This is a genomic window from Acetobacter sp. (genome assembly GCF_022483985.1).
In the GTDB taxonomy this organism is placed as follows: Bacteria; Pseudomonadota; Alphaproteobacteria; order Acetobacterales; family Acetobacteraceae; genus Acetobacter.
In genome coordinates this window covers 2,183,407-2,200,184 of the sequence record NZ_JAKVME010000001.1, presented here as the reverse complement: position 1 = coordinate 2,200,184, position 16,778 = coordinate 2,183,407, and the positions used below count along the sequence as shown (strand labels likewise).

16 protein-coding genes are annotated in these 16,778 nt (G+C 56.9%); 7 read left to right on the top strand and 9 right to left on the bottom strand.

Features of this window, described 5'->3' with window-relative positions:
* The first annotated feature begins 11 nt into the window (after positions 1-11).
* Both LKE90_RS09755 and LKE90_RS09750 read left to right on the top strand, forming a co-directional pair.
* Positions 12-581, top strand: a complete 570-nt coding sequence (locus LKE90_RS09755; protein ID WP_291493731.1) for a YceI family protein — start codon at positions 12-14, stop codon at positions 579-581.
* Positions 582-635: 54 nt separating this feature from the next.
* Positions 636-1,319: a flavin reductase family protein gene (locus LKE90_RS09750; RefSeq protein ID WP_291493732.1), complete on the top strand. Its 684-nt coding sequence runs from the start codon at positions 636-638 to the stop codon at positions 1,317-1,319.
* A gap of 7 nt (positions 1,320-1,326) precedes the next feature.
* On the opposite strand, the gene LKE90_RS09745 is transcribed toward LKE90_RS09750, so the two are convergent.
* The 6 genes from LKE90_RS09745 to LKE90_RS09720 form a co-directional block, all read right to left on the bottom strand.
* Positions 1,327-2,241: a LysR family transcriptional regulator gene (locus tag LKE90_RS09745; protein ID WP_291493733.1), complete on the bottom strand. Its 915-nt coding sequence runs from the start codon at positions 2,239-2,241 to the stop codon at positions 1,327-1,329.
* A gap of 11 nt (positions 2,242-2,252) precedes the next feature.
* Entirely contained in the window at positions 2,253-2,876 is a 624-nt protein-coding gene (locus LKE90_RS09740; protein WP_291493734.1) for an alpha/beta hydrolase, read from the bottom strand.
* Positions 2,873-3,868 (bottom strand): glutathione S-transferase family protein, encoded by a 996-nt coding sequence (locus LKE90_RS09735; protein ID WP_291501439.1) that lies wholly within the window; start codon positions 3,866-3,868, stop codon positions 2,873-2,875. Before LKE90_RS09735 ends, LKE90_RS09740 begins: the two co-directional genes overlap by 4 nt.
* A gap of 399 nt (positions 3,869-4,267) precedes the next feature.
* Positions 4,268-5,119, bottom strand: a complete 852-nt coding sequence (locus LKE90_RS09730) for a hypothetical protein (RefSeq protein WP_291493736.1) — start codon at positions 5,117-5,119, stop codon at positions 4,268-4,270.
* A gap of 304 nt (positions 5,120-5,423) precedes the next feature.
* Entirely contained in the window at positions 5,424-5,840 is a 417-nt protein-coding gene (locus LKE90_RS09725) for a DUF3574 domain-containing protein (protein ID WP_291493738.1), read from the bottom strand.
* Position 5,841: 1 nt separating this feature from the next.
* On the bottom strand, positions 5,842-6,693 hold the full coding sequence (locus tag LKE90_RS09720) for an NUDIX hydrolase (protein ID WP_291493739.1): 852 nt from the start codon (positions 6,691-6,693) through the stop codon (positions 5,842-5,844).
* 200 nt (positions 6,694-6,893) lie between these two features.
* Here LKE90_RS09720 and LKE90_RS09715 point away from each other — a divergent pair, with 200 nt between their 5' ends.
* The 5 genes from LKE90_RS09715 to LKE90_RS09695 all read left to right on the top strand — a co-directional run bounded on the left by LKE90_RS09715 (position 6,894) and on the right by LKE90_RS09695 (position 13,712).
* The gene (locus tag LKE90_RS09715) at positions 6,894-8,744 is read left to right on the top strand and encodes an ABCB family ABC transporter ATP-binding protein/permease (RefSeq protein WP_291493741.1); all 1,851 of its coding nucleotides are present in this window, start codon (positions 6,894-6,896) and stop codon (positions 8,742-8,744) included.
* Between the two features lie 63 nt (positions 8,745-8,807).
* Positions 8,808-9,086, top strand: a complete 279-nt coding sequence (locus LKE90_RS09710) for a hypothetical protein (RefSeq protein ID WP_291493743.1) — start codon at positions 8,808-8,810, stop codon at positions 9,084-9,086.
* Between the two features lie 191 nt (positions 9,087-9,277).
* Positions 9,278-9,577, top strand: coding sequence for a 50S ribosomal protein L28 (gene rpmB, locus LKE90_RS09705; RefSeq protein ID WP_291493745.1), 300 nt, complete (start codon positions 9,278-9,280; stop codon positions 9,575-9,577).
* Between the two features lie 196 nt (positions 9,578-9,773).
* The gene (fusA, locus tag LKE90_RS09700) at positions 9,774-11,858 is read left to right on the top strand and encodes an elongation factor G (protein ID WP_291493747.1); all 2,085 of its coding nucleotides are present in this window, start codon (positions 9,774-9,776) and stop codon (positions 11,856-11,858) included.
* A 273-nt stretch (positions 11,859-12,131) separates the two neighbouring features.
* Positions 12,132-13,712, top strand: coding sequence for a glycosyltransferase 61 family protein (locus LKE90_RS09695; protein WP_291493749.1), 1,581 nt, complete (start codon positions 12,132-12,134; stop codon positions 13,710-13,712).
* 512 nt (positions 13,713-14,224) lie between these two features.
* Here LKE90_RS09695 and flgH read toward each other — a convergent pair.
* The 3 genes from flgH to flgG are packed head-to-tail and all read right to left on the bottom strand — an operon-like array spanning position 14,225 to position 16,757.
* Positions 14,225-14,950: a flagellar basal body L-ring protein FlgH gene (flgH, locus tag LKE90_RS09690; RefSeq protein ID WP_291493751.1), complete on the bottom strand. Its 726-nt coding sequence runs from the start codon at positions 14,948-14,950 to the stop codon at positions 14,225-14,227.
* A gap of 29 nt (positions 14,951-14,979) precedes the next feature.
* Positions 14,980-15,975, bottom strand: a complete 996-nt coding sequence (flgA, locus tag LKE90_RS09685; RefSeq protein WP_291493753.1) for a flagellar basal body P-ring formation chaperone FlgA — start codon at positions 15,973-15,975, stop codon at positions 14,980-14,982.
* On the bottom strand, positions 15,972-16,757 hold the full coding sequence (gene flgG / locus LKE90_RS09680) for a flagellar basal-body rod protein FlgG (protein WP_291493781.1): 786 nt from the start codon (positions 16,755-16,757) through the stop codon (positions 15,972-15,974). The genes flgA and flgG overlap by 4 nt, the downstream gene beginning before the upstream one ends.
* Positions 16,758-16,778 lie beyond the last annotated feature (21 nt).

Genomic DNA, 16,778 nt, shown 5'->3' with positions numbered 1-16,778 from the left:
GGATTTTTACAATGGTATCCATTAAAACAATCGCCGCCCTGAGCCTGATGACGGGTCTTTCCCTACCTCTTTCCGCCATGGCTGCGGACTGGACGATTGATCCGGCGCACAGCACGCTGGCCTTTTCAGGCACGCAGACCGGAGCGCCGTTCAGTGGTCATTTCGGATCATTCGACGGAACCATTTCCTTCGATCCGGCTCATCCGGAAGCTGGTCAGGCCCATGTGACGATCGCCATGTCGAGCGCCGTCACGGGTGACCGGCAACGTGATGGCGCTTTACCGGGCAAGGACTGGTTCGACGTAGCCGGGTTCCCCTCCGCGGTGTTTGACGCGCAGAACTTCAAGGCCAAGGGCGGCGATGCCTATGAGGCCGCCGGAACGCTGGTCATCCGGGGGATCAGCAAGCCGGTCACTCTGCCATTCAAACTCGACATTGATGGCGCCACGCTCCACGTAAAGGGGCATCTTGATCTCGTGCGCTCCGCGTTCGGCATTGGGCAGGGAGTCTGGGCGACCGGACAATGGGTTGCGCTGGAAGTGGGGGTTGATCTCGACGTCACTGCGCAGCGTAAGCCTTGATTGATGAGGTATAGCTTCCCTGAGGGGTGAAGTGATAATTCGGAAGAAGCAGCCATGTCGTCAGACGATCGTTTTCACACCTACCGACCTGAAGACGGACATGGCCTTCAGCATGACCCGTTTAATGCCATCATCGCGCCGAGGCCGATCGGATGGATTGCGACGGTCGATACGGAGGGAGCAGCCAATCTTGCTCCCTATAGTTTTTTCAACGCATTCAATTACACGCCACCGATCATCGGATTTTCCTCGACCGGCTGGAAAGATACGGTCCGCAATGCGCAACAGACCGGCGAGTTCGTCTGGAATCTGGTTACGCAGCCGTTGGTCGGGCGCATGAACCTGTCATCTGCCGCATTTGACCGACAGATTGATGAATTTGATGTGGCGCGACTGGAAAAGGTACCATCCTGTCGTGTCCGACCGCCACGGGTGGCAGCCAGTCCTGTGCAGTTCGAGTGCCGCGTGACGCAGATTGTTCGGCTTCAAGCAGCTTCCGGAGAGTCTCTGGAAACCTGGCTGACACTGGGCGAAGTTGTGACTGTCCATATAGACCGGACTTTTGTGCGTGATGGCGTTTATGAAACCGCCGAGGCGCGCCCTGTGCTGAGAGCAGGTGGGGCAGGGTGGTATTCAGAGGTGACGGAGGCTTCGATGTTCGACCTGCGTCGACCGGTATCGCCTGATGCCGCTCTGGATGAGGGTGCCGGATTGCCGATTCTGCCTCCCGCACCCTGAGAGACGATTACCAGCCTTCGTCCCATTCCGGCCGGTTCTTGAAGTAGCCTGAAAGAAAATCGGACAGGGCCCGTATTTTGGCGGCAAGGTGCCGTGCGGGTGGATAAAGCACATGTATGCCCAACGCCTGCGGCTCGAAGTTTCGCAGTAGGGGGGTGAGTTTGCCTTCCTTCATGGGCTGGCCTGCGATGAAACTGGGCAGGTACGCGATGCCAAGCCCCCGCGTGGCCGCAGTCAGGCAGGCTTCTCCATTGGAAAAGGCAAAGCGCCCGCTGACGGGAACCTGAACAGCCTGTCCCGATGGCGCATCGCGGAATGCCCAGCTACGGGGAGTCCGAAAATTGGTGTCGATGATACAGGTGTGCTGCGACAGGTCTTCAGGGCGCTGGGGCGCGCCGTGGGTCGTGATGTAATCAGGGGAGGCGACGGTGACGATCCGCGCGTCGCACAGTCTGCGAACAATCAGGCTGCTGTCGGACAGGTGGGCGATACGAATGGCGACATCAAAACCGTCCTCCACCAGATCCGCCAGCCTGTCCGAAAAACTGATATCGAGGCTGATGCCGGGATACTGTTCCGCAAAGACCAGCAGCGCGGGTACAAGCTGGGCGGAGCCGAAGTATATGGGAGCTGTAATACGCAGTCGCCCGGAAGGCGCGCCGGATGTCTGCCGGATGGACGCGTCAAGCGCGTCCCGTTCTTCAAGCAGAATCCTGACCCGTTCGTAATAGACCTGGCCAATTTCGGTCGGAGAGAGGGCGCGTGTCGTGCGTTTGATCAGTTGTACGCCCAGATCGGTCTCAAGGCGTGACAGCATTTTGGATGCCTGCCCGCTGCTGACCCCCATCCGCTCGGATGCCGCAACAAAACTCCCTGTTTCAAGGACAGCGACAAACAGGCGATCAAGGCTCAGACGATCCACATTACAGATCCCTAGATCGTGGGAGAGTCCGCCAGCAGGACTGTCTTCACAAAGCTCAACGCCTGAGCCACTCCCGAGGCAGTCAGAGTATGGTCCACGCCCGGGAGAATGTCACATGTGACGCTCATGCCGATACTGGTCAGAATCTCTGCGGCTTTCGAGGCTTCCTGCACCGGCATGATGGGGTCGGCATCTCCGTGGATGAGCAGGATACGTGTCTGTCGTGCGGGTGTGTAGGGAGCAGGTGAGGCAAGGCGTCCGGAAAACGCCACGACACCCGCGACCGGCCAGCGGCCCGAGACCACGGCATCCAGCGCCATGATCGACCCCTGCGAAAACCCCACAAGCGCCACCCGGTCCAGCCTGTCCTCGAAACCGGCTTCTGTCACGCAGGCCCGAAGGGTCTCGTCAAAGGCCTGACGGGCCGCGACAATACGCTCCGCCCGGTTGGCCTCCGTCACGCCCTTGACACTGAACCATTGGCGGCCGTTGGGGGCCAGATCGAATGGAAACGGCGCATCGGGAGCGGTCAGGGCGACCACGGGCAGATCAGTGCGCCATTGTGTCAGCAGCGGTGAGAAAGAAGCGCCCTGACTGCCGACCCCGTGCAGGAAGATGACCAGTCCGTCACTCATGCTTCTGTCTCCGTGAGGTATCGTGGCGCGGGCAGGCTGGCGGCCCATGCAAGGTCAGGCCCGAGAGGCACGATGCCATTGGGGTTGAGGGCCTTGATCGAATAATAGCCGTGCTTGATATGATCGAGGCTGACAGTTTCGGCGACGCCCTTTACGGCCAGCATCCGTTCCAGATGGCGCGTCAGGTTGGGATAGTCCGCGATGCGTCGGCGGTTGCACTTGAAGAGCCCGTGATAGGCGGCGTCAAAGCGGACGAGCGTTACAAACAGGCGGATGTCGCTTTCCGTCAACTGGTTGCCGACCAGCCATGAGGCGTCTCCGGACAGGCGCTCTTCCAGACTGTCCAGCATACCGAAGACATCTTCGAAGGCTTCTTCATAGGCCTGCTGCGTCGTCGCGAACCCGGCGCGGTAGACACCGTTGTTGAGGCGCGCATACAGCGCGTCGTTCAGTGCGTCGATTTCGCCGCGCAAAGGTTCGGGATAGAAGTCGTAATCCGGGGACGCCAGCGGGCCGAACCCGGTGTTGAACATCCGCACGATATCGGCGGACTCGTTGTTGACGATCGTCCGCTTTTCCCTGTCCCACAGGACCGGCACTGTGGCGCGGCCTGTATAATGCGGGTCGGCGCGGGTGTAGAGTTCGTGTATCCATGTCGCGCCGTTGAGCGTATCGAAATCCGCTCCGGGATAATCGCCGAAGCGCCAACCCTGATCGGTGAGCCGAGGTTCGACCACCGAGACGGACACGACATCCTCCAGCCCTTTCAGACTGCGGGCAATGAGCGTCCGGGACGCCCACGGGCAGATCAGCGCGACGTAGAGATGATAACGCCCTTTTGCGGCTGCAAAGCCCCCTTCGCCCGTGGGGCCAGGACTGCCATCCGGCGTAATCCAGTTGCGGAATGACGAGGTCTGCCGGACAAAGCCTCCCTTTGAGTCGCTGGCCTGAACGGGCTGCCAGTTTTCAACCCATCGTCCATCAACCAGCATCGGAAGCTCCTGTTCTTGCAGTATCATGATGACCCTGCCGACGACTGGCGATATCGTGGTCTGTCAGTGTCATCGTCTCTCTACATGTTTTAATCCGGTTGGTCGTGAAAGATTAGCGGCTGCGATAGCAAGGAATTCCTTCCCCGGAGGAAGGAATATGCCGGAAAGCAGGATCGAGAGTCTGCGGGGTTTTGGGAAAGCACGGCATCAGCGCCTGTTGCCGGAAACATGAAGGGCAGACGTTCCGCTTTGACGCACTGCCGCCGGTCTGCTTTAAATTCATTGAGTAGACAGGTAGATCAGGGGGGAACTGAAGGTCCGGTTTGAAACAAAACTACTTGGAAGCCGACATGTTCTTCGATCCATACACCGTGCAACAAAGCCTGTCCAAGCATTCGCTCACTTCTCAGGCGGAGGTGTCTTTGACTTTCTTGCTTTAGTGTCACGCTTTCTTGATAAAGCCCTTCGAGGTATTAATGACTTATATTCATCGACATCGTGATAATGCCAAGATTGGTCAAACGGTTCGAGCATCTCACGATAAATGGTGGACTCAAGCAACTTCATCAAGGTAGCTAGAACTTCAGCTCCGGGCTCCCACCCTCGATGGGCTGCGGCGTTACCCACCTCGACAAGCGTTTTGAAGGCCTCGCTTTCTTGTTCCCCAAGAATACCTCTCTCCTTAATATGAATGACAGGTCTCTCTTGAGGCGATAGTTGCGGTTCAGGAGACACATGCTCTTCTACTGTAATTTTGTGTGATTTTAGCCAGTCAATCTTTTGAGGAAAGGTGAGTTGTTCATCAACCCCAAATATATTAACAAGAATTTCGAATGCTGCGCGAATACCTATGGCGGCCAACACATGCAATTCGTTATCAAGCGCAATGTAGATTTGTTCCAGAACGGAACGAAGGCGGTCGTGATTGTCATCTTCGCCAACGAAGAAAGTGAGACGTGTTAGCCATTCAGGACGAGGCTGCCGAACAATTCCAGGAAAATAGATGAATTCCTGACCGGCAGAATGAAACTCCCCAGTCTCATCATCAAATGAACCATACTCTTTTGGATGTGTGATAACGCACATACAGAAGATGTAGTCACAACCCGCACAAGACATAAGCCTGTAATTGAAATCACGCCGTAAACCGCCTAAAAACTCTACATTCGTGCCGTCAGCGCGAATGTAGCAGTTTCGTTCTGCATTACAGCGGCCACAATGCGCTTTGACCGTTTGTCTTTCTATCGGCATCACATACCTCACTCAATAACTATGGTCACGTTCCGACGCGTCGGACACCTTTATTGAACGGTGCAGCTATTGAACGGTGCAGCCTGATTGGACTTGCCATATCTGGCAAGGTCCATATCGCATTTGTGGGGTGACATGAAGGACTGCTGGAATGCACGCGAGCAACAGCGTTGTTCCGAGATACTGCGAGCTAATGTCACACATGTTCTCTATCCATATTTTCATGCGAATGGATGGCCGCTTTCGGGAAGCCTCAACGGCTTCTCTAATGATTGACATGAGGGCAAAATCAGCCATTTCCCGGTCAGAACCCCGAACATCCCCGGTCCACACTCACCCCGACCGACTGCTGGCTGAACCGCACGCTATAAGAGTGGCGCACAGCCTCAATCCGCTCCGCAAGGTGCGCGTCATCAGGCGTCACGATCCAGACCAGTCGTGAAGGCTCGGAGCCCACCCGCCCGTTGGTCCTGTCCCGCCAGAACCCCTGGGCAGGAAGAACCGTCAGACCATCCGGGAAGCGTGGGGCAATCTCCGTTCGTAGAAAATCCTGCCAGTCGGTGTCGCTCACCGGGCGACCGTCAGGCCGGGTAAGACCGAACATCAGCGTTACATGCTGGTCGTCGGTCGCCGCCAGCCTGTGACAGAGAGAGTGTGTCGGAGCGCATCCGGCCATCAGAAATCCGAGCAGCAGGGCAGAAACGACATTCACCCGGGTCATTTCAGTGCGTGCCGCCCTGCAATCCCTGCCGCAGCGCCACACCCTCTTCTGACAGTGGATCAATCAGGCCAGTCCGCAGAAACAGATCGATCAGCACCAGATTGACGTTGAACTTGAATTCGTCCGTATCCCGCACAAGCCGGAAGACCTCGCCGATGGGGAGTAGCAGGAATTCCTCAACCTCTCCGTCCGCAGGGGCAGGTTGGAAACTCTCCGCCAGCACAAGGTCGTAGCAGACCAGCCGGTCGCGCCGCAGCCCCTCGAGGCGTTCGAGCGCATAATGCAGCAGGCCGACCTTTTTCGCATCCCGCTTCACAAGGTACGGCGGAAGGCTGGCTTCTTCCTCGGCTTCCTTGATGATCGCGATATCGGGAGTGAGGCCCGCCGGGACGCCACCCGCGACAAGGTGATCCAGCTTGCCGGGATCGAGCCGCTTGTTCCGCGCCCGCCGACCGACCCAGAGATGCAGCCCGTCTTCCTTGCGCACCAGACCATTGAGATGCACGCCGACGCCGACAAAACCGAACAGCGGCAGTGCGCCCCGGTCGATACGCCCGAGTGGAGGCTGGCCGTCATCGCCCCATACGTCGAACAATTCATTGTGCGTGCGGTAGAATCCCTGCCGGGCCAGTTCCTCGCCGATGGATTCGAGGCGGGTCGGATCGCTGAGGGACAGACCGCCTGAAGTGCTGTCGTCTGCAAGGCCCATTTCTTTCAGGGCGGCGGCGATTTCAGGGTCGGCATAGCCCGCCAGCACGCCGTTGATCCGCAAGGGCAGGCGTTGACCGGGGAGTGTCGCGGTGTTGCAGGCTCTGATGTGCCGCATGAAACCGTCTGTGGAGAGGAGGCTCATGAGCGGTATCCTGTGAACAGTCCGTAAAAGGTTTCTTCGGAGACTGGGAGCATGATGTTCTTCCGACGAAGTCTGGCCGGGACTGTCCGGCCTGTCTTTTTCCTACGGGGCGACGCCTGACCTGACAATATGATGCCGTGACGGCCTGTTCGGTTGTCCGTGGGGTTGCAAAACGGCGACAACGTGCCACATCGGAAACAATGAGCCCGCCATCACGATCCGATACCGCGCCCGGCAAGCCTGCCGGCGTGACCGTTGCCCGTCTGCTTCCCTATCTCTGGCCGCGTGACGATCCGAAGCTGAGACTGCGCGTGACGGCGGTCGCCCTGCTGTTGCTGGCGGCCAAGCTGGTCACGGTCGCCGTGCCGTGGGTGTACAGCCGGATCATTGATGTGCTGTCCCATCCGGCGGGTGTCGCGACCGTCCCGATCCTGCTGATCATCGGCTACGGTCTGGTGCGGGTGCTGACATCCGGTTTCAACGAGCTGCGCGACGTGGTGTTCGCGCCGGTCCGCTATCAGGTGGCCCGAGACGCTGCGCTCCGCAGTTTCATGCACATGCATGATCTGTCGCTGCGTTTTCATCTTGACCGCCGCACCGGAGGCGTCACCCGCGCCATCGAACGCGGCACGGAGGGCGTCGAGACTCTCCTCAGGATGGGGCTGGTGATCCTGCCGACCCTGCTCGAAGCCATTCTGGTCATCGGTCTGATCTGGGAGGTGTTCGACTGGCGTTACGCCGGGCTCGTTCTGGGGGCGGTGATTGGCTACGTGGTTTTCACGTTTTCGTTCACCTCATGGCGAATCGGCATCCGTCGTCGGATGAACGACATCAACAGCGAGGCGACCGGCAAGGCTCTGGACAGCCTGCTGAACTATGAGACGGTCAAGTATTTCGGCAATGAGGCGCACGAGGCGAAACGCTACGGCGATGCCCAGACCCGCTACGCGAAGGCCGCCGTCCACACCCAGTATTCTCTCAGCATCCTGAATTTCGGGCAGGTGGCGATCATCTCTCTGGCGCTTGCGCTGGTGATGCTGCTGGCCGGACACGATGTGGCGGCGGGGCGTCTGACGGTCGGCCAGTTCGTGCTGATCAACACTTATCTGTTGCAGCTTTATGCGCCGCTGAATTTCCTTGGCTCGATCTATTCGTCCATTCGCACGTCGTTGGTTGATCTCGAACATATGCTGGGCCTGTTGGATGAGACGGTGGAGGTGGCTGATCCTCCGCATCCACTCCCGCTGCCGGCTCATCTGAAGGAGGCGCCGCCCGTCAGCGTCGCCTTTCAGGATGTGCATTTCGGGTATCGCAAGGATCGTGAAATCTTGCATGGCGTCAGCTTTTCCGTGCCGCCGGGTGGTCTGATTGCGATCGTGGGTCCGACAGGGGCCGGAAAATCCACCATCAGCCGCCTGCTGTTCAGGTTTTATGACACATGGTCCGGGCAGGTGATGATCGATGGACATGATGTCCGCGATTACCGGCAGGCTGATCTGCGGGAAGCGATTGGCGTGGTGCCGCAGGATACGGTGCTGTTCAACGACACGATCGGCTATAACATCGCCTACGGACGCCTTGGCGCCACGCAGGACGAGATCGAGCAGGCGGCGAAGCTGGCGCGCATCCATGACTTCATCCTGTCCCTGCCGGAAGGCTACCGGACGCGGGTGGGCGAGAGAGGGCTGAAGCTCTCCGGCGGCGAGAAACAGCGCGTGGCGATTGCCCGCACGATCCTGAAAGACCCGCGCCTTCTGATTCTGGATGAGGCGACGAGCGCCCTCGATACACATACCGAGCGGGAGATCCAGTCGGCTTTGCGGGCTGTTTCCGCAGAACGTACTACAGTCGTGATCGCGCACCGTCTTTCAACGATCGTCGAAGCAGACGAAATACTGGTTCTGGGTGACGGGCTTGTGCAGGAGCGGGGGTGTCACGCGGACCTGATCGCTCGTGGCGGTCTGTATGCCGCCATGTGGGCGGCGCAGGACGCAGGGCAGGAGGTTGCGCCGGACTCCGGTCTGGCGGCATCGGCTCCTGTTCACGGGTAACTGTTGTACTGACAGAAACAATCACACTCCGGCCTGAAGCCGGAGCAGCATGGGAGAATGAACATGGCGGAGACCAGTCCTCAGGACAGCGGGCAGATGGAGCAGGTATCGGAAGAGCTGACCAAGTGCGCGATGGTCATCGAGCACGCGATTGATCATCTTCTGGAAGAGAATCATGCGCCTCTGGCTGTCGCATCGGCGTTGCTGGGCGGCTCGCTGGGTCTTCTGTCCCGGACGATGGATCGGGAGACGATTCTGCGTATTCTGGACAGCGCCGTGCAGAGCGTGCGTGCGGGCGAGCTGGAAGAGGCTGAAAAAGCGCGCAAGGCCGGGAGCGCCTGAGAGCAGAGCCTGTCTCCGCGAAACCGTGGAGAAAAGCGGGTGTGCTCTGTGAAAAAGTGACGGAAAGACGGCTTTCCGCCACTGTTTGCTTGACGGGACGCGATGCCTCCGTCATAAGCCGCGCCTGATTGTAAGGATGAAAGCCGGGCTCCGCCTCGGCCCCGTTCTGTTTTTTGACCGAGGATAAACCGATGTCCCGCCGTTGCGAGATCACAGGCAAGGGTGTGCTGACGGGCAACAATGTCAGCCACGCCAATAACAAGTCCCGCCGCCGTTTCCTGCCGAACCTGCAGGAAGTGTCGGTTCTTTCCGACATTCTCGGCGCGCCGGTGTCCATGCGTGTGAGCACGCGCGGCCTGCGCACCATCGAACATAATGGTGGGCTCGACTCCTACCTGCTCGATACGCCGAATCGTAACCTGACCACCGAAGCTCAGGTGATCAAGCGTCGCATTCTGCGCGTTCAGAGCAAGAAGCAGGCCGCAGCCTGACTGTTTGCCGGCCCTGTTTGTGGCCGGCGTTTCTGATCGCCCCCGCATCAGCGGGGACCGCGTGATCACACAGCCCGTCAAGAGCACGGATCGTGTTCGAAAGGGTCGAGGGCGCGGGGAGATTTTCTCCTGTCGCGCCCTGTGTGTTTTCGCTTTCCTCTGAATTTCTGGTTCAGCCGTTTCCCGGAGAAGCCCCGTGTCAGCCCAGTCCGAACTCTCGAAAATCCGTAATATCGGGATCACCGCGCATATTGACGCGGGTAAGACCACGACGACAGAGCGTATTCTGTACTACACGGGCGTGTCCCATAAGATCGGTGAGGTCCACGAGGGCAACACCACGACCGATTACATGGCTCAGGAGCGTGAGCGCGGCATCACCATCACCTCCGCCGCCGTGACCTGTGAGTGGGACAACCACCGCATCAACATCATCGACACTCCGGGCCACATCGACTTCAACATCGAAGTGAACCGTTCGCTCCGCGTGCTCGATGGCGCGATCTTCATCATTGAAGGTGTGGCTGGCGTGCAGCCGCAGTCCGAGACCAACTGGCGTCTTGCTGACCGCTACAACGTTCCCCGCATCATCTTCATCAACAAGCTTGACCGCACGGGCGCCGACTTCTACTATGCTTTCAGCACGCTGAAAGAGAAGCTGGACATCGTCGCCATCCCGCTGCAGTTGCCGATCGGCACAGAAGATAACTTCATCGGTGTCGTCGATCTCGTCGAGATGAAGGCCATCGTCTGGGAAGGCGGCGAACTCGGCGCGAAGTTCCATGATGAAGAAATCCCGGCTGATCTGAAGGAAAAGGCTGAAGAAGCCCGTCAGAACCTGCTTGATACCGCTCTGGCCGTCGATAACGACGCCATGGAAGAGTATTTCGAGAAGGGTGACGTTTCCGTCGAGACCCTGAAGAAGTGCATCAAGAGGGGCACGATTTCCGGCGACTTCCGTCCGGTTCTGTGTGGCACAGCCTTCAAGAACAAGGGCGTTCAGCCGCTGCTCGACGCCGTCATCGACTACCTGCCGGCTCCTGACGACGTGGAAGGCATCCGCTGCGCCCCGCCGGAAGGTGAGGAAGAGACCGATTCCAAGAACCTGCCGATCATTCCGGTTGACCCGAACGGCAAGTTCGCTGGTCTGGCGTTCAAGATCATCAACGACAAGTATGGCACACTGACCTTCGTCCGCGTCTATCGCGGCGTGCTGAAGACCGGTGACACCATTCTGAACACGACCAAGGGTCACAAGGAGCGTATCGGCCGTATCTATCAGATGCATGCCGACAAGCGCGAAGAACTGTCCGAAGTGCATGCCGGTGACATTGCCGCTTTCGTGGGTCTGAAGGACACACAGACGGGTGACACGCTGGCAGATGGCGCTGATCCGGTTGTTCTGGAGCGTATGAGCTTCCCTGTTCCGGTTATCGACATCTCCGTCGAGCCGAAGACAAAGGACGCCGTCGAGAAGATGACGCTGGCCCTGCAGAAGCTGGCCGCGGAAGACCCCTCCCTGCGTCTGAAGACCGATCAGGAAACAGGTCAGACCATTCTGTCCGGCATGGGCGAACTGCATCTCGACATCATTGTTGACCGTCTGCGTCGTGAATACGGCGTTGAAGCCAACGTTGGCGCACCGCAGGTTGCCTACCGTGAGACGATCACGAAGGCGCACACCGAGACCTACACCCACAAGAAGCAGTCCGGTGGTTCGGGTCAGTACGCTGAAGTGAAGATCGAGTTCGCTCCGCATGAAGGCGAGATCGAGTTCGAGAACAAGGTCGTTGGCGGAACGGTTCCGAAGGAATACATTCCGGCTGTCGAAAAGGGTATCCGCGTTCAGTCCACCAGCGGCGTGCTGGCTGGCTTCCCGACCGTGGATTTCAAGTTCACCCTGCTTGACGGTAAGTACCATGACGTTGACTCGTCCGCTCTGGCGTTCGAAATCGCGGCAAAGGCCTGCTTCCGTGAAGGTATGAAGAATGCAGGTCCGGTGATCCTTGAACCGATCATGGACGTGGAAGTCACGACGCCGAATGACCATGTTGGTGACGTGGTGGGCGATCTTAACCGTCGTCGTGGCATGATCCAGAGTCAGGAGACATCGGGCTCGACCGTTATGGTTCGTGCACAGGTGCCGCTGAAGGAAATGTTCGGCTACATCTCGCACCTGCGTTCGATGACAAAGGGCCGTGCTTCCTTCACGATGCAGTTCCATCACTACGATCCGGTGCCGCGTAATGTGGCTGAAGAGATCATGGCAAAATCTGCCTGATCCCTTCGGGAGCCGAAACGAGAAAGCCGACCTTATAGGTCGGCTTTTTTTATGTCTGCCGCTTTGCCTGAAGCCGGTCTCGGCGGCTGGTTTCAGCGCTGACGATGTGTTGCCTGTCGAGTATTGATGGGTTTTTCAGATTATCTAAGTAGAATTTTTATCTCATCAGGATATTCTGATGAGGCTTGTTCTTGGGGCAGCGGAATACGAGGAAAGTCGTATTGGCGGCCCATGAGATAATGAATGTTTTATAAATACGAACTGGAATTTTAGATGTCGTCAATCTGCAAAACAGATACGGTTTATGGCGAGACGGTTATTCTGGAGTCAGAACCTGCCTTATTTGATTTGTGTGATGTCGTTTATGTGCCGGAGCAGGACCCGAATTCACCAAGCGGAATATTTGACCCGAGCCGTAAACGTATCTTTCAGGCTTCCTATTTCCGGGGGCCAAGGATCGAGGATGTGGCTCCATCGCTGACGATGGGCTATCGTTACGACGACATCAAGGAGTATGCTCCTGATGACGTCTATATCTATTGCGGTTCTATCCATCCGCATTTCGGGCACTTTCTTCTGTCGACATTCAGCCGTTTCTGGTCTGATGCCCGGGAGCGGTTCCCTCATGCCAAAATACTGTTCAACTCCGATCAGAGCATGGAGTTCTGGTATGAGCATAACAGTTTTATGCCCAAACTGTTCGGTGCCCTGAATCTTTCCATGGAAGATTTTGTCCGGTTTTCGTCACCAAAGAAAATCAGACGTCTGATTCTTCCTTGTGCGGCCTTTGAAGAAGCAAGTTTTGCTCATCGTCGCTATGCGACATTCTGCCATGATGTCGGACGAAAGCTTGCTGGGCATTTGATGGATAAACCTGATTTGCGTCCGGCTTATATCTCAAAGTCGAAACTCGGGGCTGGTGTCAGGCGTCTGATCAATGAGGACGTCATCTGTGATCGGCTTGAAGCAAACGGTGTCGAGATCGTTTATCCGGAAACGCTTTCGCTTGAAGAGCAGATCGCTTTCTGGGCCAACCGCCCGTATGTGACCGGCTTTACCGGTTCAGCATTTCATACAAGTATTTTTGTGCCTCGCAAGAATATCTTCATGATCAACTACAATATGTCTATTTACAGCAATTTTACCCTGATTGACCGGGTAAATAACGCGCAGGCTGATTACTACGGCGTTCCCGACAACGGAATTGTTGATATTGATCCAGAGAAAAACCCGGGGCAGACACATGGGTTCTCCGCCGTCTGCATAGCGTCCGACCCTGTCGGCATTGCTGACGGGATTCTTCGGATATTTGATTACAAGATGAGAGCCGATAGAAGCCGTGCTCACGGACATGTTGTTGTCGGAGCATTCCAGTGGCAGAAGCAGAACGAAGAAAATGAAGCCGATGCTACTGCATTGAGAAATGTTGCTATAGATAAAGAAACAAGACAAAGCTCGCTTCATCCTTGGATTCCGGATCAGAAGCCCAATGCCACCAGCGGCATTCTTACCGGTACGTTCCAGTTCCATACGGATGTGGAACAGAATCCCTGGTGGGAAGTTGATCTGGGCGAGCCGTGCAGGATCAAGAGCATCCGACTGTACAACCGTTGCGACTCTGCTTCTGAACGTTGTAGTCGTCTTCGTATTGAAGTTGGAATGGACGAAAGCTCCATGAAAACCATTCTGGAAAAACAGGACGCCAGAATTATCGGTGGCGTTGATGGAATGCCTCTTGAGTGGCAGGCGTCAGAGCCACTTGTTGGGCGTGTGGTCCGTATTACATCTCTAGTGAATGACTATTTTCATCTTGATCAGGTTGAAGTGCTGGGGTGGCCCGTCTCAGAAGACTGAGAATACAGAGACATATCTGCACTGAGGCTGAGAGACTGTTTCAGGAATATTGCTCTTCAGTGCGGGGGAATCCAGATTTTGATTTTCTTGTGCTGCATGGGATGTTTGCAGATTTCAGGGTGTAATCTGGCTGGTTGGTCGTTTGGGATTCCTCTCTTGAAAGCAATCTGTTTCGTCTTGATTGGCGGAAGGAGGGCTGGCACTTATGGCCCGATACGCTATCGTCTGATCTGCGGTAATGCGCCAACGTCGTGGCTCCTGTTGCATGACCGCCGGCTAGCGGTCGAATGCTTGGGGTTTTCTTCTCCGGCGTAACATGGTGGACGGTGGATCGGCGTGCAAGCAACCGAAAGCACGGTCTACAACAGGGTAACGACGATTACGTCGAAAACGCTCTGTAGGAGGCCGGTGTCTCATCCTCATGATTACTGGAAACTATGGTGTTCATCAGCGGATTGTGCCTGTCTACCCAATCCCGATGGATAAACAGGTCTGATATTTCCTGCGTGTTTTTAGAACGGTGCGACAGCATCCAGTAATTGCTGACCATATCTCGGTGTTTGCAGAATGGTAAGCTGTCCGCGTCCACCATAGGAAATACGGGCTTCTGCCATCCGGTCGTGGGTAACGGTATTGTCTGCGGTGATATCCTGAGGACGGACAACGCCCGTTACCTGTAGTTCGCGGAGTTCACTGTTCACACGAACCTCCTGACGCCCCACTACGACAAAATTGCCGTTGGGAAGCACCTGCGTAATCGTTCCTGCCACTCGAACGGTCACTGTTTCATTTCTGCTGATTCGTCCGGTGGCTGTGTTGCTGTTACTGCTGGACGTTGAAAGTGCGCTGGAACTGGTGATGTGTGAAATGGCTTTTCCATGGAAGCCAAAAAGGCTTGGTATTCCCATGCTTTCATTGCCGCCACCACTTGCGCTGGTGTTATCAACCATCGTGGCGTTGTCAGTGATATCAACAATGACCGTCACAAGATCGCCGACCTGAGCCGCCCGCTGATCCTTGAAGAAAGCTCTGCTCCCCGGACGCCAGAGACTGGCGACTTCAACCGGAGGGGGTTGCAGGGGAGGCATGGGCATTGTGACCGGCCTGTAGGCCGTATCGCGGGTAGGGTCCTGCGTCCGTGTCATGGCCGGGGGATGGCCGATTTCGCTCAGGCTGCCAATTCCGCCGTTGCAGGCTGACAGGTTGAGAAGCGAGAGAAGCAATAAAGAACGTTTCATGAAAAAAATCTGATCCAATCAGGAAAATTCTAGATATTTTTCGGCACCTTAACTCCGGCGGAACGGAGATCTCTGGGGTCGGCGGGAGTTGGAGCGGTCCCGGGCGTTACCTCAATACGTGTCCTGTCGATAATCTGGCCGACGACGATCATGCGCGATATCGGATTCAGCGCGTGGATACGTTCTCCCTGAGCGCCGGAATCCAGTGCTACTCCTGATGCGGTAAGATGCAGACCGGATGAGGAAACATCGAGGATGATCGGAGCCCCTTTTTCAATAAGGTTGACGCGGGATGTCATATCGGAGGTGAGAGGAGTGTGGGCGCGGATGGACTGTCGTGTGGACTGGCCCAGAATGTCGGCAGGCTCCTGAATGGCGCGCGCCGGCATGGATCTTGAATCGACCTCTGCGACTTCGATATCCGCCTGTCCGATAATCTGGCCTGCGGGCAGGTCGGTGCGTGCTGTTACAACCTGAACACGGGAACTGACTGTTCCATCCGCACGGAAAGATTGTGTGTCGCTATCGGATGTAATGGAAAAAAAGGCTGAAAACCTGCCATGCGAAGCGTCGTAAACAATATTGGATAATTGCGGATTATTCGCCAGTTCAGCCGCAACGACCGGGCCTGAAAAGCTGCTGATGTCGATGGCGGCGTTGTCGGGGACACCTCGTGCTTTCAGCCCGTTAACAATCAGGGGCATGATGTCATCACGCGACACGGTATGGCTGGCGCGGGTAAGGGTGGCCTGCGCCAGATCGGATATGTCAGGCCAGTCAATGCCGTACTGCTGGGCGATGGCCTGCAACTGTGGAGCGCTGATGGTCAGGCTCTGTCCCGGTAAGGGGGCGGGGCCAAGATCGCAGTCCTGATCGGGTGCGATCCCGTTGAAAAGGTCTGAAAGCCGCACCTGGGAATGATGCAGCACGCTTGTCCGACGGAGGCTTGCCGCATCCGAGGGTGGTGCATTCAGACAGCCCCCCACGATGCATGCCGCAAAAAAACGATGGACTATACGCCTCATTTCAATCCTGTCAGGGTCTGGAGCATTTGATCGGATGCCGTGATGACCTTGCTGTTCATTTCATAGGCGCGCTGGGCCGTGATGAGATCCGTGATCTCTGTCACCACGTTGACGTTGGATTCCTCGACATAGCCCTGACGGATATCACCGAAGCCAACGCTCTGGCCCGTGCCGGTAATCGCGTTGCCCGAAGACTGTGTCTCGGTGAACAGGTTCTGACCCATGGCGGCCAGACCGTTCTCGTTCTGGAAAGTGGCCATCTGGAGCTGGCCGACAACCGTCGACTGGGTCTGGCCGGATACTGTCACCTGCACCTGACCCGTCTGGTCGATCGTGACGGTCTGGGCGTTGTTCGGGACCGTGATGCCGGGACTGACCGGATAACCGTCCGCCGTCACGATCTGGCCTGTGTCTGACAGGGAGAACGTGCCGTCACGTGTATAGGCGTATTCACCTGAGGGCAGGGTGACCTGAAAATAACCCGGCCCCTCAATGGCGAGATCCAGACTGTTGTTCGTCTGCTCCAGTGTGCCCTGCACGTTGATTCGGTAAATGCCTGCGGTGCGAACGCCAAGACCGACCTGAGCGCCGGCGGGAACCAGGGTGCCGCTGTCAGAGCTCATCGTGCCGACGCGCCGGATGTCCTGATAGATCAGATCCTGAAATTCCGGACGACGACGTTTGAAGCCGGTCGTCGTCATGTTGGCGATATTGTTGGCGATGACCTCCACATTCGTCTGCTGGGCCTGCATGCCGGTTCCGGCAATGTCGAGAGAACGCATCATGTCGGTAAGCTTTCGTTT

Excerpts from the sequence above, each read along its gene's own strand:
- LKE90_RS09755 (WP_291493731.1), top strand. The coding sequence starts at position 12 with ATGGTATCCATTAAAACAATCGCCGCCCTGAGCCTGATGACGGGTCTT.
- LKE90_RS09750 (WP_291493732.1), top strand. The coding sequence starts at position 636 with ATGTCGTCAGACGATCGTTTTCACACCTACCGACCTGAAGACGGACAT.
- LKE90_RS09740 (WP_291493734.1), bottom strand. The coding sequence starts at position 2,876 with ATGAGTGACGGACTGGTCATCTTCCTGCACGGGGTCGGCAGTCAGGGC.
- LKE90_RS09735 (WP_291501439.1), bottom strand. The coding sequence starts at position 3,868 with ATGCTGGTTGATGGACGATGGGTTGAAAACTGGCAGCCCGTTCAGGCC.
- LKE90_RS09730 (WP_291493736.1), bottom strand. The coding sequence starts at position 5,119 with ATGCCGATAGAAAGACAAACGGTCAAAGCGCATTGTGGCCGCTGTAAT.
- LKE90_RS09725 (WP_291493738.1), bottom strand. The coding sequence starts at position 5,840 with ATGACCCGGGTGAATGTCGTTTCTGCCCTGCTGCTCGGATTTCTGATG.
- LKE90_RS09720 (WP_291493739.1), bottom strand. The coding sequence starts at position 6,693 with ATGAGCCTCCTCTCCACAGACGGTTTCATGCGGCACATCAGAGCCTGC.
- LKE90_RS09715 (WP_291493741.1), top strand. The coding sequence starts at position 6,894 with ATGAGCCCGCCATCACGATCCGATACCGCGCCCGGCAAGCCTGCCGGC.
- LKE90_RS09710 (WP_291493743.1), top strand. The coding sequence starts at position 8,808 with ATGGCGGAGACCAGTCCTCAGGACAGCGGGCAGATGGAGCAGGTATCG.
- rpmB (WP_291493745.1), top strand. The coding sequence starts at position 9,278 with ATGTCCCGCCGTTGCGAGATCACAGGCAAGGGTGTGCTGACGGGCAAC.
- LKE90_RS09695 (WP_291493749.1), top strand. The coding sequence starts at position 12,132 with ATGTCGTCAATCTGCAAAACAGATACGGTTTATGGCGAGACGGTTATT.
- flgH (WP_291493751.1), bottom strand. The coding sequence starts at position 14,950 with ATGAAACGTTCTTTATTGCTTCTCTCGCTTCTCAACCTGTCAGCCTGC.
- flgA (WP_291493753.1), bottom strand. The coding sequence starts at position 15,975 with ATGAGGCGTATAGTCCATCGTTTTTTTGCGGCATGCATCGTGGGGGGC.
- flgG (WP_291493781.1), bottom strand. The coding sequence starts at position 16,757 with ATGCGTTCTCTCGACATTGCCGGAACCGGCATGCAGGCCCAGCAGACG.